The organism is Viridibacillus sp. FSL H8-0110, assembly GCF_038003565.1.
In the GTDB taxonomy this organism is placed as follows: domain Bacteria; phylum Bacillota; class Bacilli; order Bacillales_A; family Planococcaceae; genus Viridibacillus; species Viridibacillus arenosi.
Genome location: NZ_JBBOPJ010000001.1, coordinates 770,090 through 796,899, shown reverse-complemented (window position 1 = coordinate 796,899; position 26,810 = coordinate 770,090). Strand labels below are relative to the sequence as shown.

Below are 26,810 nucleotides of genomic sequence, written 5' to 3'. Positions count from 1 at the left end.
CCCTCCCCCATTATTTATTGGAAAGCACTACTTCCTTTTTTTTAGAAGTAACTAAAAATGCTTTCATCGCTGCATCATCAGCAGATAAACCTTCAGCCTCGAAATCACTAATACGATCAATCATTTTCTTGTAGTCTGCTGGAACAACTTTTAAGAATTTAACAACTGACTGCGACCAATCAGTTAAGAGCGTTTTAGCTTTTGAACTATCTGTGTTCAAAATATGTTCTTCAATTAATGCGCGGACAAATTTAGTTTCTTCCTCATTTTCTAAATCTTCAAATCCTATCATTTCCATGTTGCACTTTTCTTTGAAAGATTTTTCATCTTCTACTAATACGTACGCAATACCACCGGACATACCAGCACCAAAGTTCTTACCTACATCACCTAAAATAACAACATGGCCTCCTGTCATGTACTCACAACAATGATCTCCTATTCCTTCAACAACGATATCCGCACCACTATTACGGACTGCAAAACGTTCTCCTGCACGGCCATTGATAAATGCTTTACCACTCGTAGCGCCGTATAAACAAACGTTTCCGGCAATGACGTTCTTCTCAACATCGCCTTTTATTGGTGCGGAAACGACAACTTTCCCTCCTGATAACCCTTTACCGAAGTAATCATTCGCATCGCCATTTACATACATAGACATTCCTCTAGGAATAAACGCACCAAAACTTTGCCCTGCTGAACCCGTGAATTGAAGTGAAATTGTATCGTCAACTAAACCTCTTTCACCATAACGTTTGGATATTTCACTCCCGATAATAGTGCCAACAACTCGGTCTGTGTTTTTAATCGGATAGTGCAGTTTAATAGGACTTTCATCCATTATTGCTTTCTCAACCGCGCCAAGAATTTCACGCATATCAAGAGATTCTTCAATTTTATGATCTTGCATCACTTGCTGAGTACGAGGTCCTTTAGGTTGATATAATAAAGCTGAAAGATCTAATTGGCTTGCTTTCCAATGATTCATAGCTCGGTCACTAATTTCTAAAACATCTGTGCGACCAATCATCTCATCCATTGAACGGAAACCGAGCATAGACATATGTTCTCGTACTTCTTCAGCAACAAATTGCATGAAATTTACGACGTGATCCGCATTCCCCATGAATTTCGCTCTTAACTCAGGATTTTGAGTAGCTACCCCAACTGGGCATGTATCTAAATGACACGCTCTCATCATTACACAACCAAGAACGATTAATGGGGCTGTTGCAAAACCATATTCTTCAGCTCCGAGTAAAGCCGCCATCACGACGTCTTTTCCTGTCATCAATTTACCATCCGTTTCTAAAATGACGCGATCACGTAGTCCATTTAACATCAGCGTTTGATGCGCCTCCGCAAGACCAAGCTCCCATGGTAATCCGGTATGCTTAATGCTCGTTTTTGGTGAAGCTCCTGTACCACCGTCATATCCACTAACAACAATTACGTCAGCTGCACCTTTCGCAACACCAGCGGCAATGGTACCAACCCCAGCTTTTGAAACAAGTTTCACACTAATACGTGCATGACGATTAGCGTTTTTCAAATCATGAATCAACTCAGCCATATCTTCAATAGAGTAGATATCATGATGTGGTGGAGGCGAGATTAATCCAACACCTGTAGTTGAACCACGAACATCAGCTACCCATGGGTATACTTTGTTGCCAGGTAACTGACCACCCTCACCAGGCTTTGCCCCTTGTGCCATTTTAATTTGCAACTCATCTGCATTCACTAAGTAATGGCTTTTCACACCAAAACGACCTGAAGCAATTTGTTTAATTGCACTTCGACGATTATCTCCATTAGCATCAATCTCATAACGGCTAGGGTGTTCCCCCCCTTCTCCACTGTTACTTCTACCGCCCAATCTGTTCATCGCAATAGCTAATGTTTCATGCGCTTCCTGACTTAATGACCCAAATGACATGGCACCTGTTTTAAAGCGTTTTACTATTGATGCAACAGATTCTACCTCTTCTATCGGAATACGTCGTTGTGCTTTTTTGAATGCAAATAAATTACGCAAGAAACCAATTCGCTCTTCATTTGCCATTTCAGCATATTGTCTGTAAAGACCGATATCCCCTTTACGTGCTGCCCATTGCAATGTATGGATCGTTTTCGGATTAAAGGCATGATGCTCACCCGTGCTTCTCCACTGGAAATCACTGCCCGATTGCAACACTTGCTCAGTAGAGCGCACTGCTTCAGCATGCTTACGAAGTGCCTCTTTACCGATTGTTTCTAAATCAATGCCGCTTAATTGTGAAGCTGTTCCTGTGAAATATTTAGCAATAACTTCTTTACTAATACCTACCGCTTCAAAGACTTGAGCACCACGGTAACTCTGAACAGTTGAAATACCCATCTTAGACATAACTTTAACAACACCATCTGCAATAGCTTTTGTATATTTGGCAACAGCCTCATCATATGTTTGTGACAGATGACCATCTTTAATCGCTTGATAAATTGAAGCAAATGTTAAATACGGATTAATCGCATCTACACCGTAGCCGATTAAAGTTGCAAAGTGATGCACTTCACGTACTTCAGCAGACTCTACAATAATACTCACCTTTGTACGATTTCCCGTTTCCACTAAATATTGATGTAAACAGCTAGCAGCTAGTAGTACTGGTATAGTCGGTGTCTCAGCATGTAAAAGTCGGTCTGATAACACGAGTAGTTGAGCACCTTTTGCAATCGCTTCATCTGCATCTTTTGTTAATCTAGCCAATTCATTTTCTAATTCTTCTGAAAAATCAAGGTGCAATAATGCACTTTTGAAATTTTCATCATCATTTACTATTAATTGCTGTAGTTGACTGTTCGTAAGGACCGGCGTTTCTAAGAAAATTCGACGGCTATTTTTTTCTGTTGGATGTAGCAAGTCACCTTCTGCCCCTAAAACCGTCATTGTAGACGTAACAATATGCTCACGAATCGAATCGATTGGTGGATTTGTCACTTGTGCAAAAAGCTGTTTAAAATAATTAAATAATGATTGTGGGCGATCTGATAATACCGCTAGCGGTGTATCATTCCCCATTGAGCCAAGGGGGTCTTTCCCCTCAGCTACCATTGGTACGATATATTTGTGAATATCTTCGTAAGTGTAACCATTGACCTTTTGACGGAATAGTAAATCCATCATGTCCTCAGGTTGATCTTCTTTCGTCTTCACAGTCACAAGGTTTTCTTCTAACCATTGTGCGTATGGCTTTTCCCCTGCCATATCTGATTTTAATTCTTCATCTGAAATAATCCGTCCTTGTTCTAAATCAACAAGCAACATTTTCCCCGGGCTTAAACGTTCTTTGTAAGCAATATTTTCTTCCTCTATATCCACTACACCAACTTCTGATGAGAAAATGATGTAGTCGTCCTTTGTGACATAATAGCGTGCTGGTCGTAAACCATTACGATCCAAAATCGCACCAATTTGTTTACCATCAGTAAAGCAAATCGCTGTTGGCCCATCCCAAGGTTCCATTAAACAGCTATGGTACGCATAAAACGCTTTTTTCTCTTCTGAAATATGCGGATTCTCAGTCCAAGGTTCCGGTATCATCATCATTGCCGTATGAGCCGGCGTGCGCCCTGCTAAAACGAAAAACTCAAAAGCGTTATCAAGCATTGATGAATCACTACCACTTTGGTCAACAATCGGTAAAAGCTTTTCTAAATCATCCCCAAATGCTTCTGAAACAAATTGTTGTTCACGTGCTTTCATCCAGTTAATATTGCCACGTAATGTATTAATTTCACCATTGTGAATAATGTAGCGATTCGGATGTGCACGTTCCCAGCTTGGGAATGTATTCGTGCTGTAACGTGAATGAACTAATGAAAATGCCGATGCAAATCGCTCATCTTGCAAATCCATGTAAAATTCATCCACCTCTTGAGGTGTCAGTAATCCTTTAAAAACCATTGTTTGGCTGGAAAAACTTGCACAATAAAACTTTTTGTCATTTTTTGTTGCCCAGTGCTCTGTTTGCTTACGAACTAGATACAACTTACGCTCGAAGGCGAGGGAATTACTGACATTAGCCGCTTTAATAAACACTTGGCGTACAACTGGCGCTGTTTCCTTAGCAGTGTCACTTAAAGGATCTGTGTTGATTGGTACTGTCCTCCAGCCTAATAACTCTTGGCCTTCCTCAGCAATCAATGCATTCATCTTATTCTCTATATCTTGTCGTTCAGTATTATCTTGAGTGAAAAATAACATCCCGACACCGTAGCGTCCTTGATCAGGTAAAGTCCACTCAGTACAAATCGCTCTGAAAAATGCATCCGGAATTTGGACCATTAATCCTGCCCCATCACCCGTTTTGCCGTCACTACCTCGCCCTGCACGATGATCCAAACGGCACAGCATTTCTAACCCCTTCATTACGATGTCATGTGTGGCTTTACCTTTTAAATGAGCATATAAACCAATACCACAGGCATCATGCTCAAATTGTGGGGAGTATAATCCCTGTGCTGTTGGAAGTTGATGAAATGTCATGTAAATCCCTCCCTCTTCACTTAAAAAGTGACTTAAATTTATTTTAGTTTTTCAAATTGATATAAACAATATATAATTTATATATTATTAATCTATATATTAGATGAATGGGAGATGACATACGATGGAACTACGCCAATTACGCTATTTTGTTGCGGTTGCGGAGCTTGAACATATTTCTGAAGCTGCTGAAAACTTACACGTTGCTCAATCTGCGATAAGTCGCCAAATAGCTAATTTAGAAGAAGAACTAGGTACAAAGCTATTTGAGCGAGTTGGACGAAATGTCAAACTGACGCCAATTGGTAAAACATTTCTCGAACATAGCATTGCTGCCTTACAAGCAATCGATTTTGCCAAAAAGCAAATCGACGAATACTTGGACCCAGAAAAGGGAACGATCAAAATCGGCTTTCCTACGAGCTTAGCGAGTTTTTTGTTGCCTACTGTTATTTCAGCATTTAAAAAAGAGCACCCTAATGTATCATTCCACTTGCGCCAAGGCTCTTACCGATATTTAATAAATGCAGTGAAGAACAGAGAACTAAACCTAGCGTTCCTTGGTCCACTTCCACAAAAAGACGATGCCATCAATACGACGATTTTATTTACAGAAAATATTGCAGCCTTATTGCCAGCTACTCATTCCTTAGCACAAAAGGACTCTATTCATTTATCTGATTTACGGAATGAGGATTTCGTGCTTTTCCCCGAAGGTTATATTCTCAACAAAGTGGCTGTTGAAGCTTGTAAATCTGTTGGCTTCACACCTAAAATCACTTCAGAGGGTGAAGATATGGATGCTTTAAAAGGTTTAGTAGCTGCTGGAATCGGCATAAGCTTATTACCTGAAAGCGCCTTTTATGACTCCACACCTAGACGCACTGTAAAGTTACCGCTAGTTTCACCAGAGTTTACAAGAACGGTCGGTATTATTTCACCTACTAATCGTGATTTAGCTCCTTCTGAACAAGTTTTCTTAAGCTTTGTAAATAACTTCTTCTCATTATTAACTCAGTTTAAATAATAAAAAGCCCTCCGAAATATTCGGAAGGCCTTTTTATAGTGCATGGTTATTTTCTAACTACGCTTGTTCTTTTTTACTGAAACGATCAACGATCATTGAAAGTGCACCGTCACCTGTTACGTTTGTAGCTGTACCAAAACTATCTTGCGCGAGATATAGAGCTATCATTAACGCCACCATAGTTTCATCAAAACCTAACATTGATTGAAGAATACCTGTCGCTGCCATTACTGCGCCACCCGGTACACCAGGTGCTGCAACCATTACAATACCTAACATGAAAATGAAAGGTATCATTTCAGTTAATGAATACGCATGATTATTTAACATCATTACAGCAATTGAACATGTTGTTAAAGTAATTGTACTGCCTGATAAATGAATTGTTGCAAATAGTGGGACAGTGAAACCTGTTACTCGATCAGAAGCACCTGTCTTACGTGCTTGCTTTAATGTAATCGGAATCGTCGCAGCTGATGACTGTGTTCCAAGAGCTGTAAAATATGCAGGTGCCATTGTTTTCAAAAGATAGAACGGATTTTTCTTATTAATAGCGCCTGCTACTACATATTGTAATACCAAGATACATAAATGCATTAAAATAATTAATAAAAATACTAATGCAAAAACTGATAGAATTTTTGCTACTTGACCAGCAAAAGTCATATTTAAGAAAATACCAAAAATATGAATAGGTAATAACGGAATAATAATTTTCGAAATTACTTTATCAATAATTAAATTAAACTCATCAAAGAATTTTTTCATAAATTCACTATTGATAGATGCCATTCCAATCCCTAGGATGAAGGCTAATAATAGAGCAGTCATAACGTCCATCAATGGTGGCATATCGATTACTACAAATGATTTCGCTAAAAATTTCTCTGGGTTAGAAAATTGCTCACTTCCAGAAGTTGAAATTAAATCGGGTAAAACATTTGAAGCAACAAAGAATGCAAAGAATCCAGCTATTAAAGTAGAAAAGTAAGCAAAGAAAGTAGCTAACCCTAACAGTTTTCCAGACCCTTTACCTAATTGTGCAATTCCCGGTGCAATAAATGCGACGATTAATAACGGTACAACGAAGTTTAAGAAATTTCCGAATATACCATTGAATGTTGCAAATATACGAACGCCATCTTTCGGCATAATAGTACCTAGTAACGCTGCCAAAATAATCGCGACGATAATTCGTGGCAATAAACCAAACTTGATCTTCATAAAATGTCCTCCTGGTAAATACATATGTCTTTTCTAAAAGTATATGCACACTCTATCACACCCACTTATTAAAGTGAATAGCACAACAATGATCCGGAATATTAAGTATTTTCAAATTATTATAATTAGGTTGTGTTAAATCAACTAATTGCAAGGTTTACAATATTCACGTAGCATAATTACCTAAATATTGTTATTAACTTATAAATACATAAAAACACCCAAGCTTATTCAGCTTGGGTGTTTCAATTCTTTCTTATTCAGATACAGGAACAATATCCCCGTTCCATTCTTTTAATATATAGTCTTGCATTTCTTTTGAATGGAGCACTTTAACTAATTTTTTAATCTTTTCGTTATTCTCATCTTCTTTACGAACAGCAATCACATTAATGTACTCTGATTCTTTATCTTCTAATGCAATTGCGTCTTTCCCTGGGCTTATACCGGCATCAATAGCGAAGTTAGAGTTGATTAATACTGCGTCACCTTCGTCATTTTTATACATTTGTACAAGCATTTCGGGTGCAGTGTTTGCATCAAATTTAAAGTTTTTTGGATTCTTAGTAATATCCTTAATTTCAGCTGCAGTTTTATCTACGCCTTCTTTTAACGTGATAAGTCCTTTTGCTTCAAGTAGGGATAACATACGACCATGGTCTGAAACTGAGTTACTTAGAAGAATTGTTGCTCCTTCTGGTAGATCTTCGAGTTTTTTATATTTTTTAGAATAGATACCGATTGGCTCGATGTGCACTCCACCAACATTAACAAAATCATATCCATTTTTCTTTTTTTGAAGTTCTAGGTAAGGAATATGCTGGAAGTAGTTTGCATCTAAATCGCCGTTTTCCAAATCTTTGTTCGGTAAAACATAATCTTGATACCTTTCGATTTCAAGCTTGATACCTTCTTTTTCAAGTAATGGCTCTGCTTTTTCTAAAATTTCAGCATGCGGTGTATTCGCTGCACCGATTACTAATTTCTCTTCTGATTTACCACAAGCTGCTAAGCTTAGGGCTAATACTCCCGTAAGGATTCCTGCTACAAATTTCTTCATGTTCTTAACGCTCCTTTTATACTGTTTAGTTATATGTGATCGGTTATACCGTATAAGCCCAAATTATCTTTTATCAATCTTCGTCGTAATAAGATCTCCGACGAATTGAATAACAAATACCACTACTAAAATAAGGATTGTTGCAACGAAAGTTACATCGCTTTGACTTCTTTGGAAACCGTCTAAGAATGCTAATGTCCCTAGTCCACCTGCCCCAATAACACCTGCCATTGCTGTGTATCCAACAAGTGCGATAGCTGTTACAGTAATACCCGAAACTAATGCGGGTAATGACTCTGGGATTAACACTTTACCGATAATCGTAGAAGTTTTTGCGCCCATTGAACGTGCCGCTTCGATGACACCTTTATCAATTTCTTTTAACGCAATTAAAACCATACGCGCATAAAACGGTGCTGCTCCAATGATTAATGCTGGTAATGCGGCATTGGGACCTCGAATTGAGCCTAATAATAGTTTCGTAAATGGTATTAATAGAATCACTAAAATAATGAATGGAATCGAACGGAAAATATTCACGATCGAACCTGTTAACCAACTTACTAATTTATTTGCCCATAATTGCTGAGGGCTCGTCAAAAACAGCAAAATACCTAAAGCTAAACCAATGACAAAAGTGAAAATTGTAGCAACACCTGTCATATACAGTGTTTCTATCGTTGCTTCCCACATTCTGTCCCATTGTACATTCGGGAAGAGATCATTAAGCATTTTCGATCACCTCCGTTTTTACTCCATGTTCATTCATATATGTGACTGCTTTTTGTACATTATCATTATTGCCATCTAACTGTATAATCAGCGTGCCATATGGCCCGCTTTTCGTTTGCGAAATATTACCATGGACAATATTCACGTCCAAATTAAGTTCACGGCTTAAATGTGAAATAACTGGCTGACCAGTTGAAGAGCCTACAAACATTAATTTTACAAGTGTTCCTGATGGGTAGTTTTCAATAATTTGTTCAATTGATTCTTTACGTTCATTCGTATCTGTAATTTGAGAAACAAATCGTTTTGTAACGTCTGCTTGTGGTGATTGGAATACTTCTAGAACATCACCATTTTCAACAACTTGTCCAGCTTCCATTACTGCCACACGATGACAAATTTTACGAATGACATGCATCTCATGCGTGATAAGTACAATAGTTAAGCCTAATTTCTCATTGATATCGACTAGTAAATCTAAAATTGAATCCGTTGTTTCAGGATCAAGTGCTGAAGTAGCTTCATCACAAAGCAGTACTTCTGGGTTATTTGCCAGTGCTCTAGCAATACCTACACGTTGCTTTTGACCACCTGATAATTGAGAAGGATACGCCTTTTCTCTGCCTTTTAAACCAACTAATTCAATAAGATCTAATACCTTTTTCTGACGTTCTGCCTTAGATAAACCTGCAATTTCTAATGGAAATGCTATATTCTCTTCTACAGTACGTGACCAAAGTAAATTGAAATGTTGGAAGATCATACTGATTTTTTGACGCGCATTACGTAACGCACTTCCTTTAATCGACGAAACTTCCTGACCATTCACAACAACTTTACCGGTCGTCGGTTGCTCCAAACCATTTAATAAACGAATGAGCGTACTCTTGCCTGCTCCGCTGTATCCAATAATGCCGAATATTTCTCCGTCTTCAACAGATAAATTCACATTTTTGACAGCGGTTAACTCTCCGTTAGCGGTTTTATATTTTTTCATAACATTTTCTAACTGAATCACTGTCATACCACCTTTATTTTAAAACTAAAAAGTATGCACTTTCTACTGGCATCTCTTAGAAACTAAAAAAACCCTTCTGCAGATTAACAGAAGGGTTCAACGCAAAGCTATATACGTAAAACCGTTCTCTCATCTTCCAAAGTAAATACTTTGTGTGATTTGGCACCGTGCCATATAAATATGACGGTTGCCGGGCTTCATTGGGCACTTCCCTCCACCTCTCTAAATAAGAGTAACGACTATATTTAATTAGTTATGTTTGCTACTTTATCACGCTATTGCTTCAACGTCAATCGTTTTGACGTAATTTTTCAAACAAAAAAGGTACTGATTGAAAGGCATAGATTTTATCATGAATTTTCCCATTCTTCGAAATAATCAAGCATGGGACACTTTCTATTTCATAATCAAACGCTACATCTTGTATATAATTCAAGTTCGCTTTACCAATAGGAATATCGCTAACGACATGTTCTACTACTTCCATCATTTTCGACGCAACTGCACACGTCCCACATAATGGTGTATACAAATAAAAAGCCGAAAGCGAGGAGTTTTTCATAGTTTCTTCCCATTGTTCACGTGACCATTCTTCCATCTTCTTCATTCCTATACTATTAGATATTCTTTATGAACTGTAAAATTTGCCGCCAATAATATTCTAGCTAAATGTCTTCTAGGAGTAGCTTCTACTTGTTTATAAGTAGAGGAGGTGTGTAGATGACGAGCATTTGGGAACTCTCTTTTAAAAAGAGCACGGAGCTTATCACCCGATGAGTCAGCATCAAAGAATGCATACAATTCGCAGTCCTCATATGGTGCCAAGATTTCTTCTAATCGGCTTGCACTAACTGTTCCATTCGTACATATTATCGGAATGTTCTCTGCTAGTATTGGCGCAATTCGCAACTTATCTTGGCGCCCTTCCACGATAATCAGCTTGTTAAAAGTCATATATACCCTCCTAACAAATACTTTTTGCCGTTTACCAAGTTTAAAAAAACGCCGAGCAAATGCACGGCGTTTTCAGATCTTATTCTTCGATAATTGCTTCGTATTGTTCTGCAGTTAATAATGCATCAACTTGAGCGTTATCAGCTGGTTCAACTACAACCATCCATGCTTTATCGTATGGAGATTCGTTAACGAACTCTGGGCTTTCTTCAAGCTCTTCGTTAATTTCAACAACTTTACCAGAAATCGGTGCGTAAAGTTCTGATACAGTTTTTACAGATTCAACACTGCCGAATGGTTCGTCTGCTACTAATTCGTCGCCAACCTGTGGAAGTTCAACAAAAACGATATCGCCTAGTTCAGATTGTGCGAAATGTGTAATACCGATACGTACTTTTCCGTCTTCAGTTTTTACCCATTCATGTTCTTCAGAATAGCGTAAGTCTTTTGGTGTGCTCATGAATACCCCTCCAAATATGTAATTATATTCACTTTAAGTTTGACATATTTCCATTGTAAAAACAAGCATATGTCTGTGTTATTTCCATGTCTGTTCAAAGTCTGATTCTTTAAATCCTAACGTCACTTTTTTACCGTCTGTAACGATTGGACGCTTGATTAACATACCATCCGAAGCAAGCAATTCTAATTGCTCATCTTCCGACATATCAGCAAGTCGATCTTTCAATTGTAGCTCTCTATACTTCATTCCTGAAGTATTAAAAAACTTCTTTAATGGTAAACCACTAGCATCTAAATATTGTTTTAATTTCTCTTTAGAAGGTGATTCTTCAACGATGTGCTTATCTGCATAGTTTACCCCATTTTCGTCTAACCATGCTTTTGCTTTACGACAAGTTGTACATTTTGGATATTGAATGAATAAAATAGACATATACATGCTCCTTTTTCCAAACTATTTAATTCTATTGTAGTGGGAGTATAGTCTACAAGCAAGAAATCCGAACACAAAAGTTGTGTTCGGATTCTCAACTAGCTTATTTTAGACAACAAATTTCTCAGCAGCAATTAGTTTAACTGATGCTTCACGTTTCTTGGCAATAACATTGTAAGGATTGTTACGAGTAAGTTTGCGAAGCGCAGATAACATCATACGAGCATTGTCTCCGTCTACAGCTGTAATGATTGTTTCTTTTGCTTCTTTTTCGATTTCTTCAAACGCTTCTTGGCAGAAGATTTGAGTATATAGTAATTTTTGGCTTGCTTTGTCTACCCCATCACGAGCAATAGCTTTTTCTGTACGTAACACAGTAGATTCCATTGCAAATAATTGGTTAGCGATATTCGCAATGTTCACTAGTAATTCTTGTTCGGCATCTAATTTCGGGCCATATTTTTGTGCAGCAAGACCAGCTGCTAATAGAGCGATTTTTTTCGCATTTTTCACAAGATGCTTTTCTTGTGCTAATGGCTCATCACCAATTTCTTCAGGCATTAGCATTAAAAGCTCTTGTTGTAGGCTCTGCGCTTGTTGCAATAAAGGTAACTCACCTTTCATTGCTTTTTTCATAAACGTGCCAGGTATGATGAAACGGTTAATTTCGTTTGTTCCTTCAAAAATTCGATTAATACGTGAGTCACGGTAAATGCGCTCTACTTCATACTCTTGCATGAAACCATATCCACCATGTAATTGCACTGCTTCATCAGCGATATAGTCAAGTGTTTCAGAACCAAAAACTTTATTGATAGAACATTCAATAGCATATTCTGCAATTGATGCTGCAATCGCTTTGCCGTCTTTTTGTTCGTCTTCACTTAATTGGCCCATACGATCTTCAAAGTATCCTACTGTACGGTAGATTAAACTTTCAGTAGCGTATAATTTTGAAGCCATTGTTGATAGTTTTTCTTTCGTTAAATTGAAAGATGAAATAGGTGTTTTAAATTGTTGACGCTGGTTCGTATACGAAATCGCTAATTCAAGAGCACGCTTTGATGCACCAATTGAGCCAACACCTAATTTGTAACGACCGATATTCAAAATGTTAAACGCAATAATGTGACCGCGCCCTACTTCACCAAGTAGGTTTTCAACTGGTACTTTTACATCTTCTAGAATTAGTGTACGAGTTGAAGAAGATTTAATCCCCATTTTCTTTTCTTCTGCACCGACAGAAACACCTGGATAGTTGCGTTCTACTATGAATGCTGAGAATTTATCGCCATCAATTTTCGCATATACGACGAATACATCAGCAAAACCAGCGTTTGTAATCCATTGTTTTTCACCGTTTAATACATAATGTGTGCCTTCTGCATTTAATTTGGCTACTGTTTTAGCACCTAATGCATCCGACCCAGAACCTGGCTCTGTTAATGCATAAGCTGCAATTAGCTCTCCAGATGCAAGCTTAGGTAAGTACTGTTGTTTTTGCTCTTCATTACCAAATAATACGATCGGTAATGAACCAATTCCAACATGTGCACCGTGTGTAATAGAGAATCCGCCAGCTACTGACATTTTCTCAGCAATTAATGCTGATGTTACTTTGTCTAAGCCAAGACCTTCATATTCTTCAGGAACATCTGCAGCTAAAAGACCAAGTTCACCAGCTTTTTTCAATAATCGTACAGAATGATCAAACTCATGATTTTCTAAGTTCTCAACGACTGGTAATACTTCATTTTGCACATAGTCCTCTGTCGTTTTCGCAATCATTTTATGCTCTTCAGTGAAATCTTCTGGCGTAAATACACGATCAAGTTCTACATCTTCAGTTAAAAAGCTACCGCCTCTAATGATATTCGCTAATTTCTCTGTCATAATAATCGCTCCCCTTTTGTGTGTTATTTATAGAATTTCAAATACGCCAGCAGCTCCCATACCGCCACCGATACACATTGTTACTACACCGTACTTTTTACCTTGACGTTTTAACTCATGAATTAATTTCAGTGTTAGGATGGAACCTGTAGCACCAAGCGGATGCCCTAATGCAATTGCACCACCATTAACATTAACTTTTTCAAGGTCGATACCCAGTTCACGCACCACTTGAATTGATTGTGAAGCAAAAGCTTCGTTAATTTCCCATAGGTCAATATCTTCAATAGATAGGCCAGCAATTTTCAGCGCCTTCGGTACAGCAACTGTTGGGCCAATCCCCATAATTTCAGGAGGCACTCCACCTACGGCAAAGGATAAAAATTTCGCCATTGGCTTTAAACCTTGTGCTTCTGCCTCTTCACGGTCCATAACAAGTACTGCTGCTGCACCATCTGAAGTTTGTGAAGCATTACCTGCTGTTACACTTCCAGTTACTGAAAACGCTGGGCGTAATTTCGCAAGTGTTTCTTGAGATGTACCAACACGTACACCCTCATCCATATCAAAAGTGAATTTTCTCTCTTGCAAATTATTCCCCGCATCCACGTATCGTTGCACGACTTCCACTGGAACGATTTCATCGACGAATTTACCTTCTTGAATTGCTTTTGCCGCTAATTCATGTGAACGAACAGCAAAGGCATCTTGATCCTCACGACTAACATCATATTTCTTAGCCACTTCTTCCGCTGTATGCCCCATACTCATATAATATTGAGGGGCAGTTTCCGCTAAAGTCGCATTAGGTCTAATCACATTGCCCATCATTGGTACTAGACTCATAGATTCAATACCGCCTGCAATAATAGCCTTTGAATGTCCAAGCATAATACGTTCTGCAGCATAAGCGATTGATTGTAAACCTGATGAACAGAATCGATTAACTGTTACAGCTGGTGTTGTATCAGGTAGCCCAGCAAGTGCTCCTATATTACGCGCAATATTCATCCCTTGTTCTGCTTCTGGCATAGCGCAGCCAAGAATTAAATCATCTATGTCCCCTTCATAACCCGCTCTTTGTAATGTCTCTTTCACAACTAATGCTCCAAGATCATCAGGACGAATAGTTGCTAAAGATCCTTTTTTTGCTTTTCCAATAGGTGTTCTTGCACCTGCTACAATAACAGCTTCACGCATAGTAGATTCCCCCTTAATCACTTCTCTAAAACTAGTTGCGAAGTGGTTTACCTTTCACTAACATATGTTGCATTCTAGCTTGTGATTTTGGCTCTGCTACAAGGCTTAAGAACGCTTCACGCTCTAAATCTAGTAAGTATTGTTCATCCACTAATGTGCCGTAAGGAACTTTGCCACCTGCTAAAACATAGGCAAGCTTTTTCGCTATTTTCAAATCATGCTCACTAATGAAGCCTGATTGATACATTCCTTGTGCTCCTAATAATAATGTTGCATAACCAGTTTCACCTACAACCGGCACCTTAGTTCTAATTGGCGCTGTATAACCCCCTTCATATAATGCCAATGCTGCTTGTTTGGCGTCATATAGTTGGTGATCAGAGTTAACACTAATACCATCTGCAAAATTTAAGAAGTTATTTTCTCTCGCTTCCTCAGCAGATGTTGAAACTTTCGCCATTGCGATAGATTCAAATACTTTGTTTGCGATATTTTGATAATCGACTTGTACTCCATTTGGTAATCCTTTTAAATGCTTTAAGTACAATTCTTTATTACCGCCACCGCCAGGAATCAGACCTACGCCTACTTCCACTAGACCCATATACGTTTCCATTGTTGCTTGAATATGAGCTGCTGGTAAACAAACTTCAGAACCGCCACCAAGCGTCATCGCAAATGGTGCTGCTACTACTGGTTTTGAACTGTACTTAATTTTCGTCATCGCATTTTGGAAACCACGAATCGTGAAGTCTAATTCGAAAATGTTGTCATCTTGGGCTTCCATAAGAATCATTCCTAAATTGGCACCAACACAAAAGTTCTTCCCTTGGTTACCAATAACAAGCCCTTTGTAATTTGCTTCAACCTCATCAATGGCAAAATTAATCATTTGTATAACATCTAAACCGATAGCATTTGCTTGTGAATGGAATTCCAGTAACGCAATGCCATCCCCCATATCGATTAAGCTAGCTCCTGAGTTCGATTTAATAACACCGTGTTTTTTCTTATAGCGCTTTAAATCGATTGCTTTTTCATTAACCGGTACTAGCTTGTAATCTTCACCGTCGAAGTAAGCTAATCCATCCTCTAGTTCTTTATAAAAAGTTTCATAGCCTTTAGCTAGTAAACCTTCTACGAAGCTAGGAATCTCTTTACCTTCAGCAGTCATCTTCTCAACTGATTTCTTTACACCTATTGCATCCCAAATTTCAAATGGTCCTTGTGCCCAGCCGAAGCCCCATTTCATGGCGTTATCGATTGCTACAATATCATCGGCAATTTCACCATGTAACTGCGCTGAGTAAAGTAAAGTTGGTGCTAGCACATTCCACAATAGTTCTCCTGTACGGTCATCAGCATATGTTAACAACTTCACTTTCGCTGCTAATCCTTTTTGTTGCTTTGCCATTTCAATTGAAGGAGTGCGGAGTTTTTTTACTGGTTCATATTCAAATGTATCTGTATTTAACTCTAATATCTCTTTTCCCTTTTTAATGAAGAACCCTTGACCTGACTTGGCTCCAAACCAGCCATTATCAACCATCTTCTGAATATAAGCTGGTACTTCGAATACTCGTTGCTCTTCACCCGTTGTTTGATCATAAACGTTTTTTGCGACGTGAACGAAAGTATCTAAGCCGACAACATCTAATGTGCGAAGAGTTGCTGATTTTGGACGGCCAATTAAAGGTCCTGTAACAGAATCTACTTCACCAACCGAATAACCACGTTCTTGCATTTCACGTAAAGTAACAAGCAAGCCATATGTACCAATCCGATTAGCGATGAAGTTTGGTGTGTCTTTTGCTAGAACGACACCTTTTCCTAGTTTGTCTTCTCCAAATTCCTTCATAAATGCCACTACATCAGGACAAGTATTCTTTGCCGGAATTACTTCAAGTAGTTTCAAATAGCGTGGTGGATTGAAGAAATGGGTGCCTAGGAAATGCTTTTGAAAGTCCTCTGAAAGACCTTCAGCCATTGCATCAATACTAATGCCTGATGTATTTGAACTAATAATTGTGCCTGGTTTACGTACTGTATCAATTTTTTCATATAGATTCTTTTTAATAGCTAAGTTTTCAACGACAACTTCTATAATCCAGTCCACTTCTTTTAGTTTTTCAAGATCATCCTCGAAGTTCCCAACTGATAATAACGCTAAGTTTTTCTTTGCAGTTAATGGTGCTGGTTTTTGTTTCAAAAGCTTTTGTAATGCCGTATCTGCGAATCGATTACGTACGACCGAACTATCTAAAGTAAGCCCCTTTGCTTCTTCCTCTTTAGTCAATTCCATTGGTACGATATCAAGCAAAATTGTTGGAATACCAATGTTTGCTAAATGGGCTGCGATCCCCGAACCCATTACCCCCGAACCTAATACAGCTGCTTTTTTTATTTGATAAGCCATGAGCAAATCCTCCCTTTTCCCCTTTTTGAATGAATGCTCATTCATTTTAAGAATAAAAAAAATAAAACTTCCTTATCTGCTTCTTAGTTTAGACTATTTTCTGTTTTTTCGCAATAATCAAATTCACATATTTTACAAATATATGGATTAAATTTTGTTTTAATCCCTTAAAAATACTATCATCACCTTTTTTAAAACAAGTTGCTTTCAGCGTCACCAAAAAACGTGTACACTATTTTTATAGGAGGGATTTACTTATGAAACCAATTACAACTATTGAACAATTTACTGAAACTACTTCGAAAGCAAAACCTGTTATCGTAAAATTCCACGCTGGCTGGTGCCCTGATTGCACACGCATGGACATGTTCATCGACCCTATTATCGAAGAATACAATCAATATGATTGGTATGAATTGAACCGCGATGAGCTTCCAGAACTTGCTGAAAAGTATGATGTTATGGGTATTCCTAGCTTACTGATCTTCAAAGAAGGCGAAAAGTTAGCGCACCTTCACAGTGCAAATGCTAAATCACCAGCTCAAGTAACTGAATTCTTAGAAGCACAAAAGGCAAATGCGTAACATTTTTTAACAGATAGACTGTAGACAACTCGAAGAATTTCGAGTTTGTCTACAGTCTTTTTGTTTTAAAAAATAAATAGATAGGACTGTTGATTTCCGCTACGGTGGACGCTTTCCGCGGGCGGGCGCCATGTCGCTTCGTCGCCCCGCTTTTCCCCCAGGAGTCGCCACCTCCGCTCCAATCAACTACACATGTAATATACATAAATCTTTTGAGATGATGGGAAATAAAAAAATCTCGAAAGAAATCAAATTGAAATGATTGCTTTGTATCAACTAGTACCCAAGAACATCTTATGGGGAAAATTGAGGTTGCGGTGGCCAACCTTAAGAGGTCTTAAAAAGTGTCCATGCAGAAGATGCTTACTTTTGCTGTTGTGAATTTAAAGAAACTCGCCAATTGTACTTGGCAAGTTCAAAAATGGAAAGCAAGTTAGTGTCTATCCGTTTTTTCTTATACATTTTGTAATATACTATGTATTCTATTCATGAAAAGTTCTAACAATTACATACCCATATCCATGATTGTTATATTAATGATTAAACTAACGCTTCATATATTGTAACTAGAGATAGGTTTGTATTTTTCTTATGGGTATCTACAAGCGGAATCCTATCTCGTATAGATTCATACATTCTTTTTATGGAGGCGAATTATATGCGCATTCAATTACCTGTAAATGGGCAATCCCAACATGCCGATAATGTGCTTAAAAAATTCCGAAATTCTGCATGTGGACCAACAACCGCTGCTATCATGTTAGATTATCTATTACCTCATGAAAAAACAAAAAGCATCAATCAGCTTTATAAACAGCTAGGAACAACACCAATTGGCCTTTTTAAATACCGCTTCATTCATAATATGCGGAAAATAGTTGGGCCAGATTGGTCTATTCAAAGCTGTAGCTTTCATGATGCTTTGTTTGAATTGCGCGCGGGAAGACCGGTTGCAATGAAGTTTGATAAATATTTTTCTTTTCATTTTTGCTTAAAGCCCAAATACGCCTATCACTGGGTACCGCTCATTGGTTATGAAGAGGTTGAGAACGATGTCATTCTCATTATCCATGATAATGGTGGGCAAAATCGTGATAGTCAAATAAGCGAAGTCTCTTATAAAGCCAATCAAAAAGTACTTAACTTTGTAAAAATGACGCCTTTAACCGTTCGGGAATAATGATTTTGCATGGCGTGAAATCAGTGAATAACCGTCCATCGTTAATTGATCAAGCTTCTCTTGCGTTAGTGACGGCAATGATAAATCATCAATTGTTGCATGAATAGGTACTTCTGTATGAATTTTTGCTAGTTGATGTGACAACCTTAACATTTCTTCATACTCTGTGATTTTCGAACGTTGTGCTGGTTTAAGCTCATCAATCGCAGCTAAAACACCATCCACTGTTCCATATTTTTGGATGAGGCTCAAAGCAGTTTTAGGACCAATACCTTTAACCCCTGGATAACCGTCACTTGAATCGCCCATAAATGCTTTAACATCAGCAAATAATGCAGGTGCAATTGCATATTCTTCCTCAAAACGTTGAACATCATAGACATTGTATTCTGTATAACCTTTTTTCGTTAAGGCAATAGTAGTTGAAGGATTTAATAACTGTAATAAATCCTTATCGCCACTGACAACTGTTATCTTCGCATCATTCTTCCATTTTTCAACGATTGAACCAATTGTATCGTCTGCTTCCATTCCTACTTCACCAAAATTTTTCCAGCCAATCATTTCGGATACTTCCTTCGCCATATCAAACTGTGGCTTCAATTCATCTGGTGGACTCGGACGATTTGCTTTATAGCCATCAAATAGCTCATTTCGGAAAGTGTGTACTCCCATATCCCAACATACTGCCAAATGAGTCGGTTTCATCATCGATTGTGCAGTCAAAACATGACGTGCAAAACCTTGTACTCCATTTGTCGGTGTACCGTCTTCTTTTCTAAAAAATTGGTTCATCGGGGCTGTTGCAAAAAACGAACGGAATAACAGTGCCATTCCATCTACTACTAAAATATGTGGTTGCTCATTCATTATATATATCCTCTCAATCTATTCACTTTAATATCTATCAAGCATTCATTATAACAAATATCTAGATAGAATGATTATGTTGTGCGTTCTATGGGTAAATATGAATAGCTTTGTAAGGGGGTATTAAAAAGTGCATATACATGAAGGTTCTTTATATTGGCCAACAACAGTTACTAAACGTTTTAAAGTGCTACCGGTAGAAAAGTCAGATTGCTATGATGCTATTATTGTTGGTGGTGGGATGTCAGGTACATTAACTGCATATACACTCGCTAAAGAAGGTTTAAAAGTAGCGATAATTGATAAAAGACCGTTTGGTACAGGTAGTACTGCTGCAAATACAGGTTTGCTACAATTTTCAAATGATATTATGTTGCATGAGCTTGCACAACAAATTGGTGAAGCAAATGCCATTCGTTTTTATAAACTTTGCTATCAAGCAATCGAACAACTTGAAGAAATTTCCATCACTTTACAGGATCGTGCGGACTTTATACGTAGACCGAGTATTTACTATGCAAGTTCGCAGGAAGATGTATCAAGACTACAAAAGGAATATGAAGCGTTATCTTCTAATGGCTTTCCTTGTGAATTTTGGACAGCTAAAGAAATAATAAATCATATGCCCTTTCAAAAACCAGGTGCGATAGTTACTCAAAATGATGCAGAGATAAATCCTTATAAATTTGTTCTAGGGTTATTGGAAAAACTGCAAGAAGAAGGAGTACATTTACTGGAAGGAATTGAAGTTCTAGATACTACCCAAGATGAAGAGACAGGGATCATTACTGTTCATACATCGAAAGAGGAACTATGTGCGAAAAAGGTTATTTATACGACTGGTTATGAACCATTACCATTCGGGAAGCGACAAGGTGCTGAGATAAATCGTTCTTATGCTATCGTGACAAAACCAATGAAATCATTAAACAATTGGTATAAGCGCGCACTCATCTGGGAAACAAAACGCCCTTATCTTTACCTTCGTACTACTGTTGATAATCGAATTATCGCAGGTGGATTAGATGAGGATTCTCCTGAAGCACCTTCAACAGATAACATTGTCCAGCAGCACGCAGATAAGTTAGTGGACGAGCTACAAAAGCTATTCCCCCACGAACTAATAGAGGCTGAATATATGTATGGTGCTACTTTCGGTGAATCAATCGATAATTTACCATTTATCGGTGAGCATCCTAATCAGCCCAACCATTTCTATTTACTAGGATATGGAGGGAACGGTACAGTTTATAGCATGCTTGGATCCAATATTTTAATAGATTTAATACAGGGTCATGAAAACGAAGATGCCCATTTAGTCACTTTAGATCGCCCTAATAGTGTCATCTAATTCATATAAAAACGCGTCTATTATTAGCAACTAATAGCTACTAAATAGACGCGTTTTTATGTTTGTTTAATGATTGATTGGTGATAACCAATCAGAGAGCTTTTCTACATCTTCGCTAAAAATTCGATCTTCATTAATTGTAGGAACAACTGCGCGCACTTCTTGCCATTTAGTATAAAGCGCTTTAGACATTTTCTCTACGCCTCTATATTCAACTGCTTGTGCTGCACAAATAGCTTCTATTGCTAACACTCTTCTAGCATTTTCAATTATTTGATAAGCATGTCTTGAACCTATTGTTCCCATACTGACATGATCTTCTTGATTGGCTGAAGATGGAATAGAATCTACGGATGCTGGATGCGCCAATGTTTTATTTTCAGATACAAGACTTGCTGCTGCATATTGTAAAATCATTGCTCCAGATTGCAAACCTGGTTGTGGGCTTAAAAATGCCGGTAACCCTTCGCTTAACTGAGGATTTACGAGACGTTCAATTCGACGTTCAGAAACGTTTGCTAATTCGGCCATACCTATTTTCAAGAAATCCATTGCAAACGCGATGGGTTGACCGTGAAAATTCCCACCTGAAATAATTGTATCACCATCATCGAAAATAAGCGGATTATCCGTAGCAGCATTTATTTCAATTTCAAGCTTCTCTTTCACATAGTTGAGTACTTGCCAGCTAGCCCCGTGAATTTGCGGAATGCAACGTAGAGAATATGCATCTTGCACTCGCTTCTCCCCTTGTTTAGTCGCTAATTGACTACCAGCTAACCAATTACGCATACGTTCTGCAACGTCCATTTGTTCCTGATAGCCACGCGCCTCATGAACCGCTGGATGGAAGGCATCGACAATTCCAAATAAAGACTCCATCGTCATTGCTGCAATCCATTCGCTGTCATAAGCCAATTTACTTGCTGCTAAATAATTGACAACGCCTTGAGCTGTCATTGCTTGGGTACCATTTATTAATGCTAATCCCTCTTTTGCCTCTAATGTAATCGGTTCCAAATTATGAGTTTGCCAAACATCAGCCGCTGGTACTTGCTCATTCTTTTGCCAAACATAACCTTCACCAATTAGTACTAAAGCTAAATGTGATAATGGCGCCAAATCACCCGATGCACCAAGCGACCCTTGCTGTGGAATGACGGGATGAATTCGGTTATTTACCATATACGCAAGACGTTCTAGAACTTCTATTCGAATACCTGAAAAACCTTTTAACAATGCATTCAAACGAAGAACGACCATTGCTCGAGAAACGACTTCAGCAAAAGGCGCACCTATACCACAAGCATGTGAACGGATTAAATGGAGTTGAAGATGTCGTGTATCTTCTTCTGCAATTTTCACATCACTAAACTTACCGAAACCTGTATTGATACCATAGACAGTTTGATCTTCACGTACAATTTTCTCAACAGCTAATCGGCTTTTCTTAACAAGTTCTATCGCATCATTATCTAATTCAACTTTGACGTTCTCATTTAGAATGACATTTAAATCCGCCAATGATAAGTTCTTTCCGTCTAATATAATCATTCAACAGTCACTTCCTCTTTATCATCGTGAAAATTCCAGTAAACTTTTCGCCTTTTATGAACAACCAAGAAGACGAACTGAATAAGAAATTTCCCTAATATACTACATTCATTCTACATAAAATCAGACTGAAATTAAGTACTTTTTGTAAAAAAGTAAAAATTTCTCATGTGCTATCAATGTAGTATTTTAGCAGGATAAAGTTGCTGAATAACAATAAACTTTTATCTAGTTTCTTTATTTTTTATACAGGATTATGATAGAGACTAAATAGTACCTTTTTTACCGAACGCTTAAAACTTCAAGAAAAATTTACTTACGATGACACTCCTTTTATTATTTCTCTTCCACTATAAATGGTTCAATTACCTTCTTTTCATGCGAAGATAAAACAATATTTGTTGAAGGTGTACCATATTGCATGGAGTCATCAATAAATTGCTCTAAACTCTCTACAGAATGCGTTGCTATTTTGACAATATAACTAATCTCGCCCGCCACTCTGTAACACTCAAGTACATCAGGATGATTATGACAAAAATTCGCTAATGCTTTACAGTCCTTTGACTCGAACAAAATAATTGCACGCATTGGACGATTTATTTTTTTCAATGCAACACTCGCATGATAACCCTCAATTATTTGCTGTTCTTCCAACTTTCGAACTCTCTCTATAACTGCCGGAGCCGATAAATGAACGATTTCTGCTAATTCTTTCATAGAAATTTTGGCATTTAACTGTAATTCCTTTACTATCTTTTTATCTATTTGATCCATTTTTCCACTCACCTTTTTTTATTAAATAGAATAACTCAAAATCCTTATAATATAAATCCATTTAAAGATATATCCTTTTTCAACTTATGTAATCCACTTCTTTGGTCAATTAAAATAAAGGTATTGGAGGGATTTAAGAAATGAAAAAAATATTATTGTTATTAGCAGATGGCTTTGAAGCAGTAGAGGCTAGCGTATTTACAGATGTGCTTGGTTGGAACAAATGGGAAGGCGACGGCTCGACTGAGGTAGTGACAGTCGGTCTTCGAGATAAATTAACTTGCACATGGAATTTCACCGTCGTCCCTGAAAAAACGATTCATGACATTCAATTAGATGAATTTGACGCATTAGCTATTCCAGGAGGATTTGAAGAGGCAGGCTTTTATGACGATGCATTTAGTGAATCATTTTCAAACATAATCCGTCATTTTGATGCAAGACAAAAGCCTATTGCTAGTATTTGTGTAGCATCGTTAGCACTTGGTAAAAGTGGCATTTTAACAAATAGAAAAGCTACAACTTACAATCACCCAACAAGTATAAGAAAAGAACAGTTAAAGAATTTTGGCGTAAATGTACAAAATGAGAGAATTGTTCAAGATGGTCATCTCATTACATCATCAAATCCAGGTACTGCTTTTGATGTCGCGTTCCTATTGCTTGAAATGCTAACGACAAAAGAAAATACTCATCATGTGAAAGACCTCATGGGATTTGCCTAAACAAAAGTAAATTAAGCTGATATGTTCTCAATTCATAAAAAAACTGCTAAGTAATCGATTTTTAACGAATACTTAGCAGCTCATCTTACTCTTCTATTTTTAAATGCACTTGCAATTCAAGTGCAACATTCCCTTGTATTGCCTTACTGATCATACATGTTTTTTCTGCTTTTTCTGCAAGCTTTTGCGTTAAACTAGCATCTCGTACCGTTGTGCCGCTTGATAAGGTGATTTCTGGTTTGTGAATAATCTTCTTATACGTAAAGACGCCATTCGTTACATCAACGATTCCTTCAGATTGCATCGATAGGCTCTCTACATTAATACTTGATCGTTCAAGCATTGCAGCTAATGTAATAATATAACAAGTCGCAGCAGCGCCTAACAGCATCTCATCAGGATTAGTGCCAATTCCTGGCCCGTCCATTTCATGGGGAATAGATACTTTTGTTTGTAATTGACCTGATGCGATTGTGCCGACATCATTACGACCACCTGGCCAATTTGCAGTCAAATGAAAACTATGTTCTGCCACTGTCAAACCTCATTTCTAATTCGCAAATGCATAATATTTTTCAGTATATGGATCAAATGCATAACGCGAAACTTCTTTATCCTTTTCAAGCGTAATAATATATACTTCTAGTCCAGAATAGTCGACAATCGTCCCGCTAAATTTGCGGTCTTTCACAACTTTCCCGCCCTCAGTTCGCGAAATAATTTGCGTTGCATCATCTACATTAAAACTCGGTACATGCTTTTGGAAATAGAACGGAGCTATGATTAAAAGTGCATAGGCAATAATGATAAGTGCATTCTTTTTTCTAATGTTACTTTTCTCAACCAATATAAAGTAAGCTACAAATAATAATGCATTACCGCCAATAATGTAAAAAGGCATATCCCCAAGACCATTTATGAAAAGATATTGTTTCCCTATAAAATAATAATACAGCATCTCTAATGCTGAAATTACAAGTATTCCTTGTAAAAGTCGTTTTCTCTTATACATTTATGTTTCACCTCAAAAAATTTATAAATCCTATTTTCAATAGAACAGCATTCGAAGCCCACGACAAATTATGCCATAATAGATTGCAGATTGATAGAAGGAAAACCGGTCACTCTATTGAAGAAACATCGGACAGGCATTTTCGTTTTCACAACGATCCTATTACTATTTACACTCTATGTACTCTTTTCGCCTAAACAAATTGCTTATCTAATGAAAAAGATGTTTGATGGTGGCGTTGCAGTTTAGCCTAAAAAATATAATGCCATCGAGAAAATAACAAAGAGCTGGAATACTATCGATTATGATTCTTAGTATAAAGACGGTTACCTTGATATCATTGTTCCCAAAGACACGTCAGAACATGTACTCGTAATTTTAAATTCATGGCGATGCATCGGTGCATTCGTTATTAATTTTGGTAAGCGAAAATAGAAAGGATTTATAACTATGATTTTAGGACAAAAAATTATTCTTATAAGTATGAGCATATATTTGCTTGTCGTGATATTACTTTTATTGTTCAAAACAAAAAAACGCCAATCGATTTTTCGATTGACGTTTTACAATTATAATTCGTCAGCAAGACCAAGGATGACAATACCTAGCATAATAATTGCAATGACGAAGTATTGTTTCTTTGTTAGTTTTTCTTTTAAGAAAATACGCGATAGTATAATTGAGAAAATACAGTATGATGAAATAATTGGCGCGGAAATAAACGCATATGCTGAAATTGCGTACACATAGAAGAACTGACCAATAGTTTCTAAAACTGCTGCGTATGTGCGATCACGCTCTTTAAATACATTGAATTTCACTTTTTTATAGAAACGAAGATAGATAAAGCATACAACTGCTACTATAAAGAATGTATATTCATATGCTAGTAGCGCTGCATCTTCAGTCATAATTGTTAACTCGTCTAAATAGATACCATCAGCGAAAGTTCCAACCCCATCTATTAATGCGTATAAAATCGGGAATAACATTGCGAAAAATCCAAATTGATATTTACGTTCAATTTTAACTTTTTGAGAACGTAATAATGCATCGTCCTGTTGTTTTTCAATAACAGCAATCCAAATAACGCCGGCTGTAATAGCAATGATACCTGCAAAATGTATCCAAGTAACTTCTTGTGGAAAGAACATATATAGTAAAATCGTTGTAACCGCACCTGAAGCATTTTGCACTGGTGCTGCAATGGATAACTCTAAATAACGTAACCCAACATAACCAAAAACCATTGAAACAATGTACAATGTTGAAACAGGCAAATACGTTAACATATCTTGTGGATGAAATTCTAAACCTTTCACGAACATATAGATCGTTGCGTGAATCCCCATAACAAGACCAACCATAATAGTTATTTTAATATGACTATTTTTGTCATTTGTATCTGAGCCCTTTTTGTAAAATAAGTTCGCTGCTCCCCATGAAAGCCATGTTAATATTGCAAATAAAAACCACATAATCTAAATAAACTCCTTTTTAATGGTAACCTAGTAATTTTGAAAGAATAATAAGGTAAATAACCATTAAAATTATGGAGAGTAATGCATTTCGAAAGCCTCGGTTACTTCTTGCTTCGTAGTAGCAATTTCACCATTCTGGATATTAAGTCCATTAACAAATAGATTGCCTAAACTGAACAGACCGTTGGCTAAATAAGCTTTTTTCATGTAGAAATACCTCCGTTCTGTCTAATTGTATGTATTTTCTCACCCATTGACAATAAGTAATTTCATAATAGCGCTTCCAATTACCCAAGGACTTTAAGCCCTCTTAAAAGTTAATT

General features: G+C 37.4%; 24 protein-coding genes and 1 riboswitch. Of the genes, 5 read left to right on the top strand and 19 right to left on the bottom strand.

Going from position 1 to position 26,810, the window contains the following annotated elements:
• Positions 1-10 precede the first annotated feature (10 nt).
• A complete protein-coding gene (gene gltB, locus MHH98_RS03910; protein ID WP_076065712.1) occupies positions 11-4,534 on the bottom strand; it encodes a glutamate synthase large subunit in 4,524 nt (1,507 codons plus the stop codon).
• A gap of 124 nt (positions 4,535-4,658) precedes the next feature.
• Here gltB and MHH98_RS03905 point away from each other — a divergent pair, with 124 nt between their 5' ends.
• A complete protein-coding gene (locus MHH98_RS03905) occupies positions 4,659-5,561 on the top strand; it encodes a LysR family transcriptional regulator (RefSeq protein ID WP_076065711.1) in 903 nt (300 codons plus the stop codon).
• Between the two features lie 57 nt (positions 5,562-5,618).
• On the opposite strand, the gene MHH98_RS03900 is transcribed toward MHH98_RS03905, so the two are convergent.
• The 11 genes from MHH98_RS03900 to MHH98_RS03850 form a co-directional block, all read right to left on the bottom strand.
• Positions 5,619-6,785, bottom strand: coding sequence for a dicarboxylate/amino acid:cation symporter (locus MHH98_RS03900; protein WP_076065710.1), 1,167 nt, complete (start codon positions 6,783-6,785; stop codon positions 5,619-5,621).
• 256 nt (positions 6,786-7,041) lie between these two features.
• Entirely contained in the window at positions 7,042-7,845 is an 804-nt protein-coding gene (locus MHH98_RS03895; RefSeq protein ID WP_076034501.1) for a MetQ/NlpA family ABC transporter substrate-binding protein, read from the bottom strand.
• 63 nt (positions 7,846-7,908) lie between these two features.
• Positions 7,909-8,577, bottom strand: a complete 669-nt coding sequence (locus MHH98_RS03890; protein WP_038188688.1) for a methionine ABC transporter permease — start codon at positions 8,575-8,577, stop codon at positions 7,909-7,911.
• Positions 8,570-9,595 (bottom strand): methionine ABC transporter ATP-binding protein, encoded by a 1,026-nt coding sequence (locus tag MHH98_RS03885; protein ID WP_038188691.1) that lies wholly within the window; start codon positions 9,593-9,595, stop codon positions 8,570-8,572. Before MHH98_RS03885 ends, MHH98_RS03890 begins: the two co-directional genes overlap by 8 nt.
• A gap of 126 nt (positions 9,596-9,721) precedes the next feature.
• Positions 9,722-9,828: riboswitch (SAM riboswitch) on the bottom strand.
• A 56-nt stretch (positions 9,829-9,884) separates the two neighbouring features.
• Positions 9,885-10,193, bottom strand: a complete 309-nt coding sequence (locus MHH98_RS03880) for a thioredoxin family protein (RefSeq protein WP_038188694.1) — start codon at positions 10,191-10,193, stop codon at positions 9,885-9,887.
• Positions 10,194-10,204: 11 nt separating this feature from the next.
• Entirely contained in the window at positions 10,205-10,549 is a 345-nt protein-coding gene (locus MHH98_RS03875; protein ID WP_038188697.1) for a TOPRIM domain-containing protein, read from the bottom strand.
• 79 nt (positions 10,550-10,628) lie between these two features.
• Positions 10,629-11,009, bottom strand: a complete 381-nt coding sequence (gene gcvH / locus MHH98_RS03870) for a glycine cleavage system protein GcvH (protein ID WP_038188701.1) — start codon at positions 11,007-11,009, stop codon at positions 10,629-10,631.
• Between the two features lie 78 nt (positions 11,010-11,087).
• Complete coding sequence (locus MHH98_RS03865; RefSeq protein WP_076065709.1) at positions 11,088-11,444, bottom strand: arsenate reductase family protein; 357 nt, start codon at positions 11,442-11,444, stop codon at positions 11,088-11,090.
• A gap of 108 nt (positions 11,445-11,552) precedes the next feature.
• Positions 11,553-13,337 carry an acyl-CoA dehydrogenase family protein gene (locus MHH98_RS03860; protein WP_076034499.1) on the bottom strand — a complete coding sequence of 595 codons (1,785 nt, stop codon included), beginning with the start codon at positions 13,335-13,337 and terminating at the stop codon, positions 11,553-11,555.
• Positions 13,338-13,364: 27 nt separating this feature from the next.
• Positions 13,365-14,537: an acetyl-CoA C-acetyltransferase gene (locus MHH98_RS03855; RefSeq protein ID WP_038188709.1), complete on the bottom strand. Its 1,173-nt coding sequence runs from the start codon at positions 14,535-14,537 to the stop codon at positions 13,365-13,367.
• 31 nt (positions 14,538-14,568) lie between these two features.
• Positions 14,569-16,953 (bottom strand): 3-hydroxyacyl-CoA dehydrogenase/enoyl-CoA hydratase family protein, encoded by a 2,385-nt coding sequence (locus MHH98_RS03850; protein ID WP_340712234.1) that lies wholly within the window; start codon positions 16,951-16,953, stop codon positions 14,569-14,571.
• 257 nt (positions 16,954-17,210) lie between these two features.
• Here MHH98_RS03850 and MHH98_RS03845 point away from each other — a divergent pair, with 257 nt between their 5' ends.
• A complete protein-coding gene (locus MHH98_RS03845; RefSeq protein WP_076065707.1) occupies positions 17,211-17,537 on the top strand; it encodes a thioredoxin family protein in 327 nt (108 codons plus the stop codon).
• Between the two features lie 658 nt (positions 17,538-18,195).
• Positions 18,196-18,717, top strand: a complete 522-nt coding sequence (locus MHH98_RS03840) for a C39 family peptidase (RefSeq protein WP_076065706.1) — start codon at positions 18,196-18,198, stop codon at positions 18,715-18,717.
• On the opposite strand, the gene MHH98_RS03835 is transcribed toward MHH98_RS03840, so the two are convergent.
• Complete coding sequence (locus MHH98_RS03835; protein WP_076034497.1) at positions 18,700-19,587, bottom strand: 5'-3' exonuclease; 888 nt, start codon at positions 19,585-19,587, stop codon at positions 18,700-18,702. The genes MHH98_RS03840 and MHH98_RS03835 overlap by 18 nt on opposite strands.
• A 130-nt stretch (positions 19,588-19,717) precedes the next feature.
• Here MHH98_RS03835 and MHH98_RS03830 point away from each other — a divergent pair, with 130 nt between their 5' ends.
• On the top strand, positions 19,718-20,938 hold the full coding sequence (locus MHH98_RS03830) for an NAD(P)/FAD-dependent oxidoreductase (protein WP_340712233.1): 1,221 nt from the start codon (positions 19,718-19,720) through the stop codon (positions 20,936-20,938).
• Between the two features lie 66 nt (positions 20,939-21,004).
• Here the strand turns inward: MHH98_RS03830 and hutH are convergent, their stop codons facing one another.
• On the bottom strand, positions 21,005-22,492 hold the full coding sequence (gene hutH, locus MHH98_RS03825) for a histidine ammonia-lyase (RefSeq protein ID WP_038188737.1): 1,488 nt from the start codon (positions 22,490-22,492) through the stop codon (positions 21,005-21,007).
• Between the two features lie 336 nt (positions 22,493-22,828).
• Positions 22,829-23,269, bottom strand: coding sequence for an Lrp/AsnC family transcriptional regulator (locus tag MHH98_RS03820; protein ID WP_076065704.1), 441 nt, complete (start codon positions 23,267-23,269; stop codon positions 22,829-22,831).
• Between the two features lie 140 nt (positions 23,270-23,409).
• Between MHH98_RS03820 and MHH98_RS03815 the strand changes: the two genes are divergently transcribed.
• Entirely contained in the window at positions 23,410-23,994 is a 585-nt protein-coding gene (locus MHH98_RS03815) for a DJ-1/PfpI family protein (protein ID WP_340712232.1), read from the top strand.
• 85 nt (positions 23,995-24,079) lie between these two features.
• On the opposite strand, the gene MHH98_RS03810 is transcribed toward MHH98_RS03815, so the two are convergent.
• From MHH98_RS03810 to MHH98_RS03795, 4 genes are all read right to left on the bottom strand, one after another.
• Entirely contained in the window at positions 24,080-24,529 is a 450-nt protein-coding gene (locus MHH98_RS03810) for an OsmC family protein (RefSeq protein ID WP_038188745.1), read from the bottom strand.
• 15 nt (positions 24,530-24,544) lie between these two features.
• Positions 24,545-25,006 carry a hypothetical protein gene (locus MHH98_RS03805; RefSeq protein WP_038188748.1) on the bottom strand — a complete coding sequence of 154 codons (462 nt, stop codon included), beginning with the start codon at positions 25,004-25,006 and terminating at the stop codon, positions 24,545-24,547.
• Positions 25,007-25,575: 569 nt separating this feature from the next.
• Complete coding sequence (locus tag MHH98_RS03800; RefSeq protein WP_038188754.1) at positions 25,576-26,484, bottom strand: EamA family transporter; 909 nt, start codon at positions 26,482-26,484, stop codon at positions 25,576-25,578.
• Positions 26,485-26,556: 72 nt separating this feature from the next.
• A complete protein-coding gene (locus MHH98_RS03795) occupies positions 26,557-26,694 on the bottom strand; it encodes a hypothetical protein (RefSeq protein ID WP_168170725.1) in 138 nt (45 codons plus the stop codon).
• Between the last annotated feature and the right edge of the window lie 116 nt (positions 26,695-26,810).

Coding starts and splice junctions, on each gene's coding strand:
- gltB (WP_076065712.1), bottom strand. CDS start 4,534: ATGACATTTCATCAACTTCCAACAGCACAGGGATTATACTCCCCACAA.
- MHH98_RS03905 (WP_076065711.1), top strand. CDS start 4,659: ATGGAACTACGCCAATTACGCTATTTTGTTGCGGTTGCGGAGCTTGAA.
- MHH98_RS03900 (WP_076065710.1), bottom strand. CDS start 6,785: ATGAAGATCAAGTTTGGTTTATTGCCACGAATTATCGTCGCGATTATT.
- MHH98_RS03895 (WP_076034501.1), bottom strand. CDS start 7,845: ATGAAGAAATTTGTAGCAGGAATCCTTACGGGAGTATTAGCCCTAAGC.
- MHH98_RS03890 (WP_038188688.1), bottom strand. CDS start 8,577: ATGCTTAATGATCTCTTCCCGAATGTACAATGGGACAGAATGTGGGAA.
- MHH98_RS03880 (WP_038188694.1), bottom strand. CDS start 10,193: ATGGAAGAATGGTCACGTGAACAATGGGAAGAAACTATGAAAAACTCC.
- MHH98_RS03875 (WP_038188697.1), bottom strand. CDS start 10,549: ATGACTTTTAACAAGCTGATTATCGTGGAAGGGCGCCAAGATAAGTTG.
- gcvH (WP_038188701.1), bottom strand. CDS start 11,009: ATGAGCACACCAAAAGACTTACGCTATTCTGAAGAACATGAATGGGTA.
- MHH98_RS03865 (WP_076065709.1), bottom strand. CDS start 11,444: ATGTCTATTTTATTCATTCAATATCCAAAATGTACAACTTGTCGTAAA.
- MHH98_RS03860 (WP_076034499.1), bottom strand. CDS start 13,337: ATGACAGAGAAATTAGCGAATATCATTAGAGGCGGTAGCTTTTTAACT.
- MHH98_RS03855 (WP_038188709.1), bottom strand. CDS start 14,537: ATGCGTGAAGCTGTTATTGTAGCAGGTGCAAGAACACCTATTGGAAAA.
- MHH98_RS03850 (WP_340712234.1), bottom strand. CDS start 16,953: ATGGCTTATCAAATAAAAAAAGCAGCTGTATTAGGTTCGGGGGTAATG.
- MHH98_RS03845 (WP_076065707.1), top strand. CDS start 17,211: ATGAAACCAATTACAACTATTGAACAATTTACTGAAACTACTTCGAAA.
- MHH98_RS03840 (WP_076065706.1), top strand. CDS start 18,196: ATGCGCATTCAATTACCTGTAAATGGGCAATCCCAACATGCCGATAAT.
- MHH98_RS03835 (WP_076034497.1), bottom strand. CDS start 19,587: ATGAATGAGCAACCACATATTTTAGTAGTAGATGGAATGGCACTGTTA.
- hutH (WP_038188737.1), bottom strand. CDS start 22,492: ATGATTATATTAGACGGAAAGAACTTATCATTGGCGGATTTAAATGTC.
- MHH98_RS03820 (WP_076065704.1), bottom strand. CDS start 23,269: ATGGATCAAATAGATAAAAAGATAGTAAAGGAATTACAGTTAAATGCC.
- MHH98_RS03815 (WP_340712232.1), top strand. CDS start 23,410: ATGAAAAAAATATTATTGTTATTAGCAGATGGCTTTGAAGCAGTAGAG.
- MHH98_RS03805 (WP_038188748.1), bottom strand. CDS start 25,006: ATGTATAAGAGAAAACGACTTTTACAAGGAATACTTGTAATTTCAGCA.
- MHH98_RS03800 (WP_038188754.1), bottom strand. CDS start 26,484: ATGTGGTTTTTATTTGCAATATTAACATGGCTTTCATGGGGAGCAGCG.
- MHH98_RS03795 (WP_168170725.1), bottom strand. CDS start 26,694: ATGAAAAAAGCTTATTTAGCCAACGGTCTGTTCAGTTTAGGCAATCTA.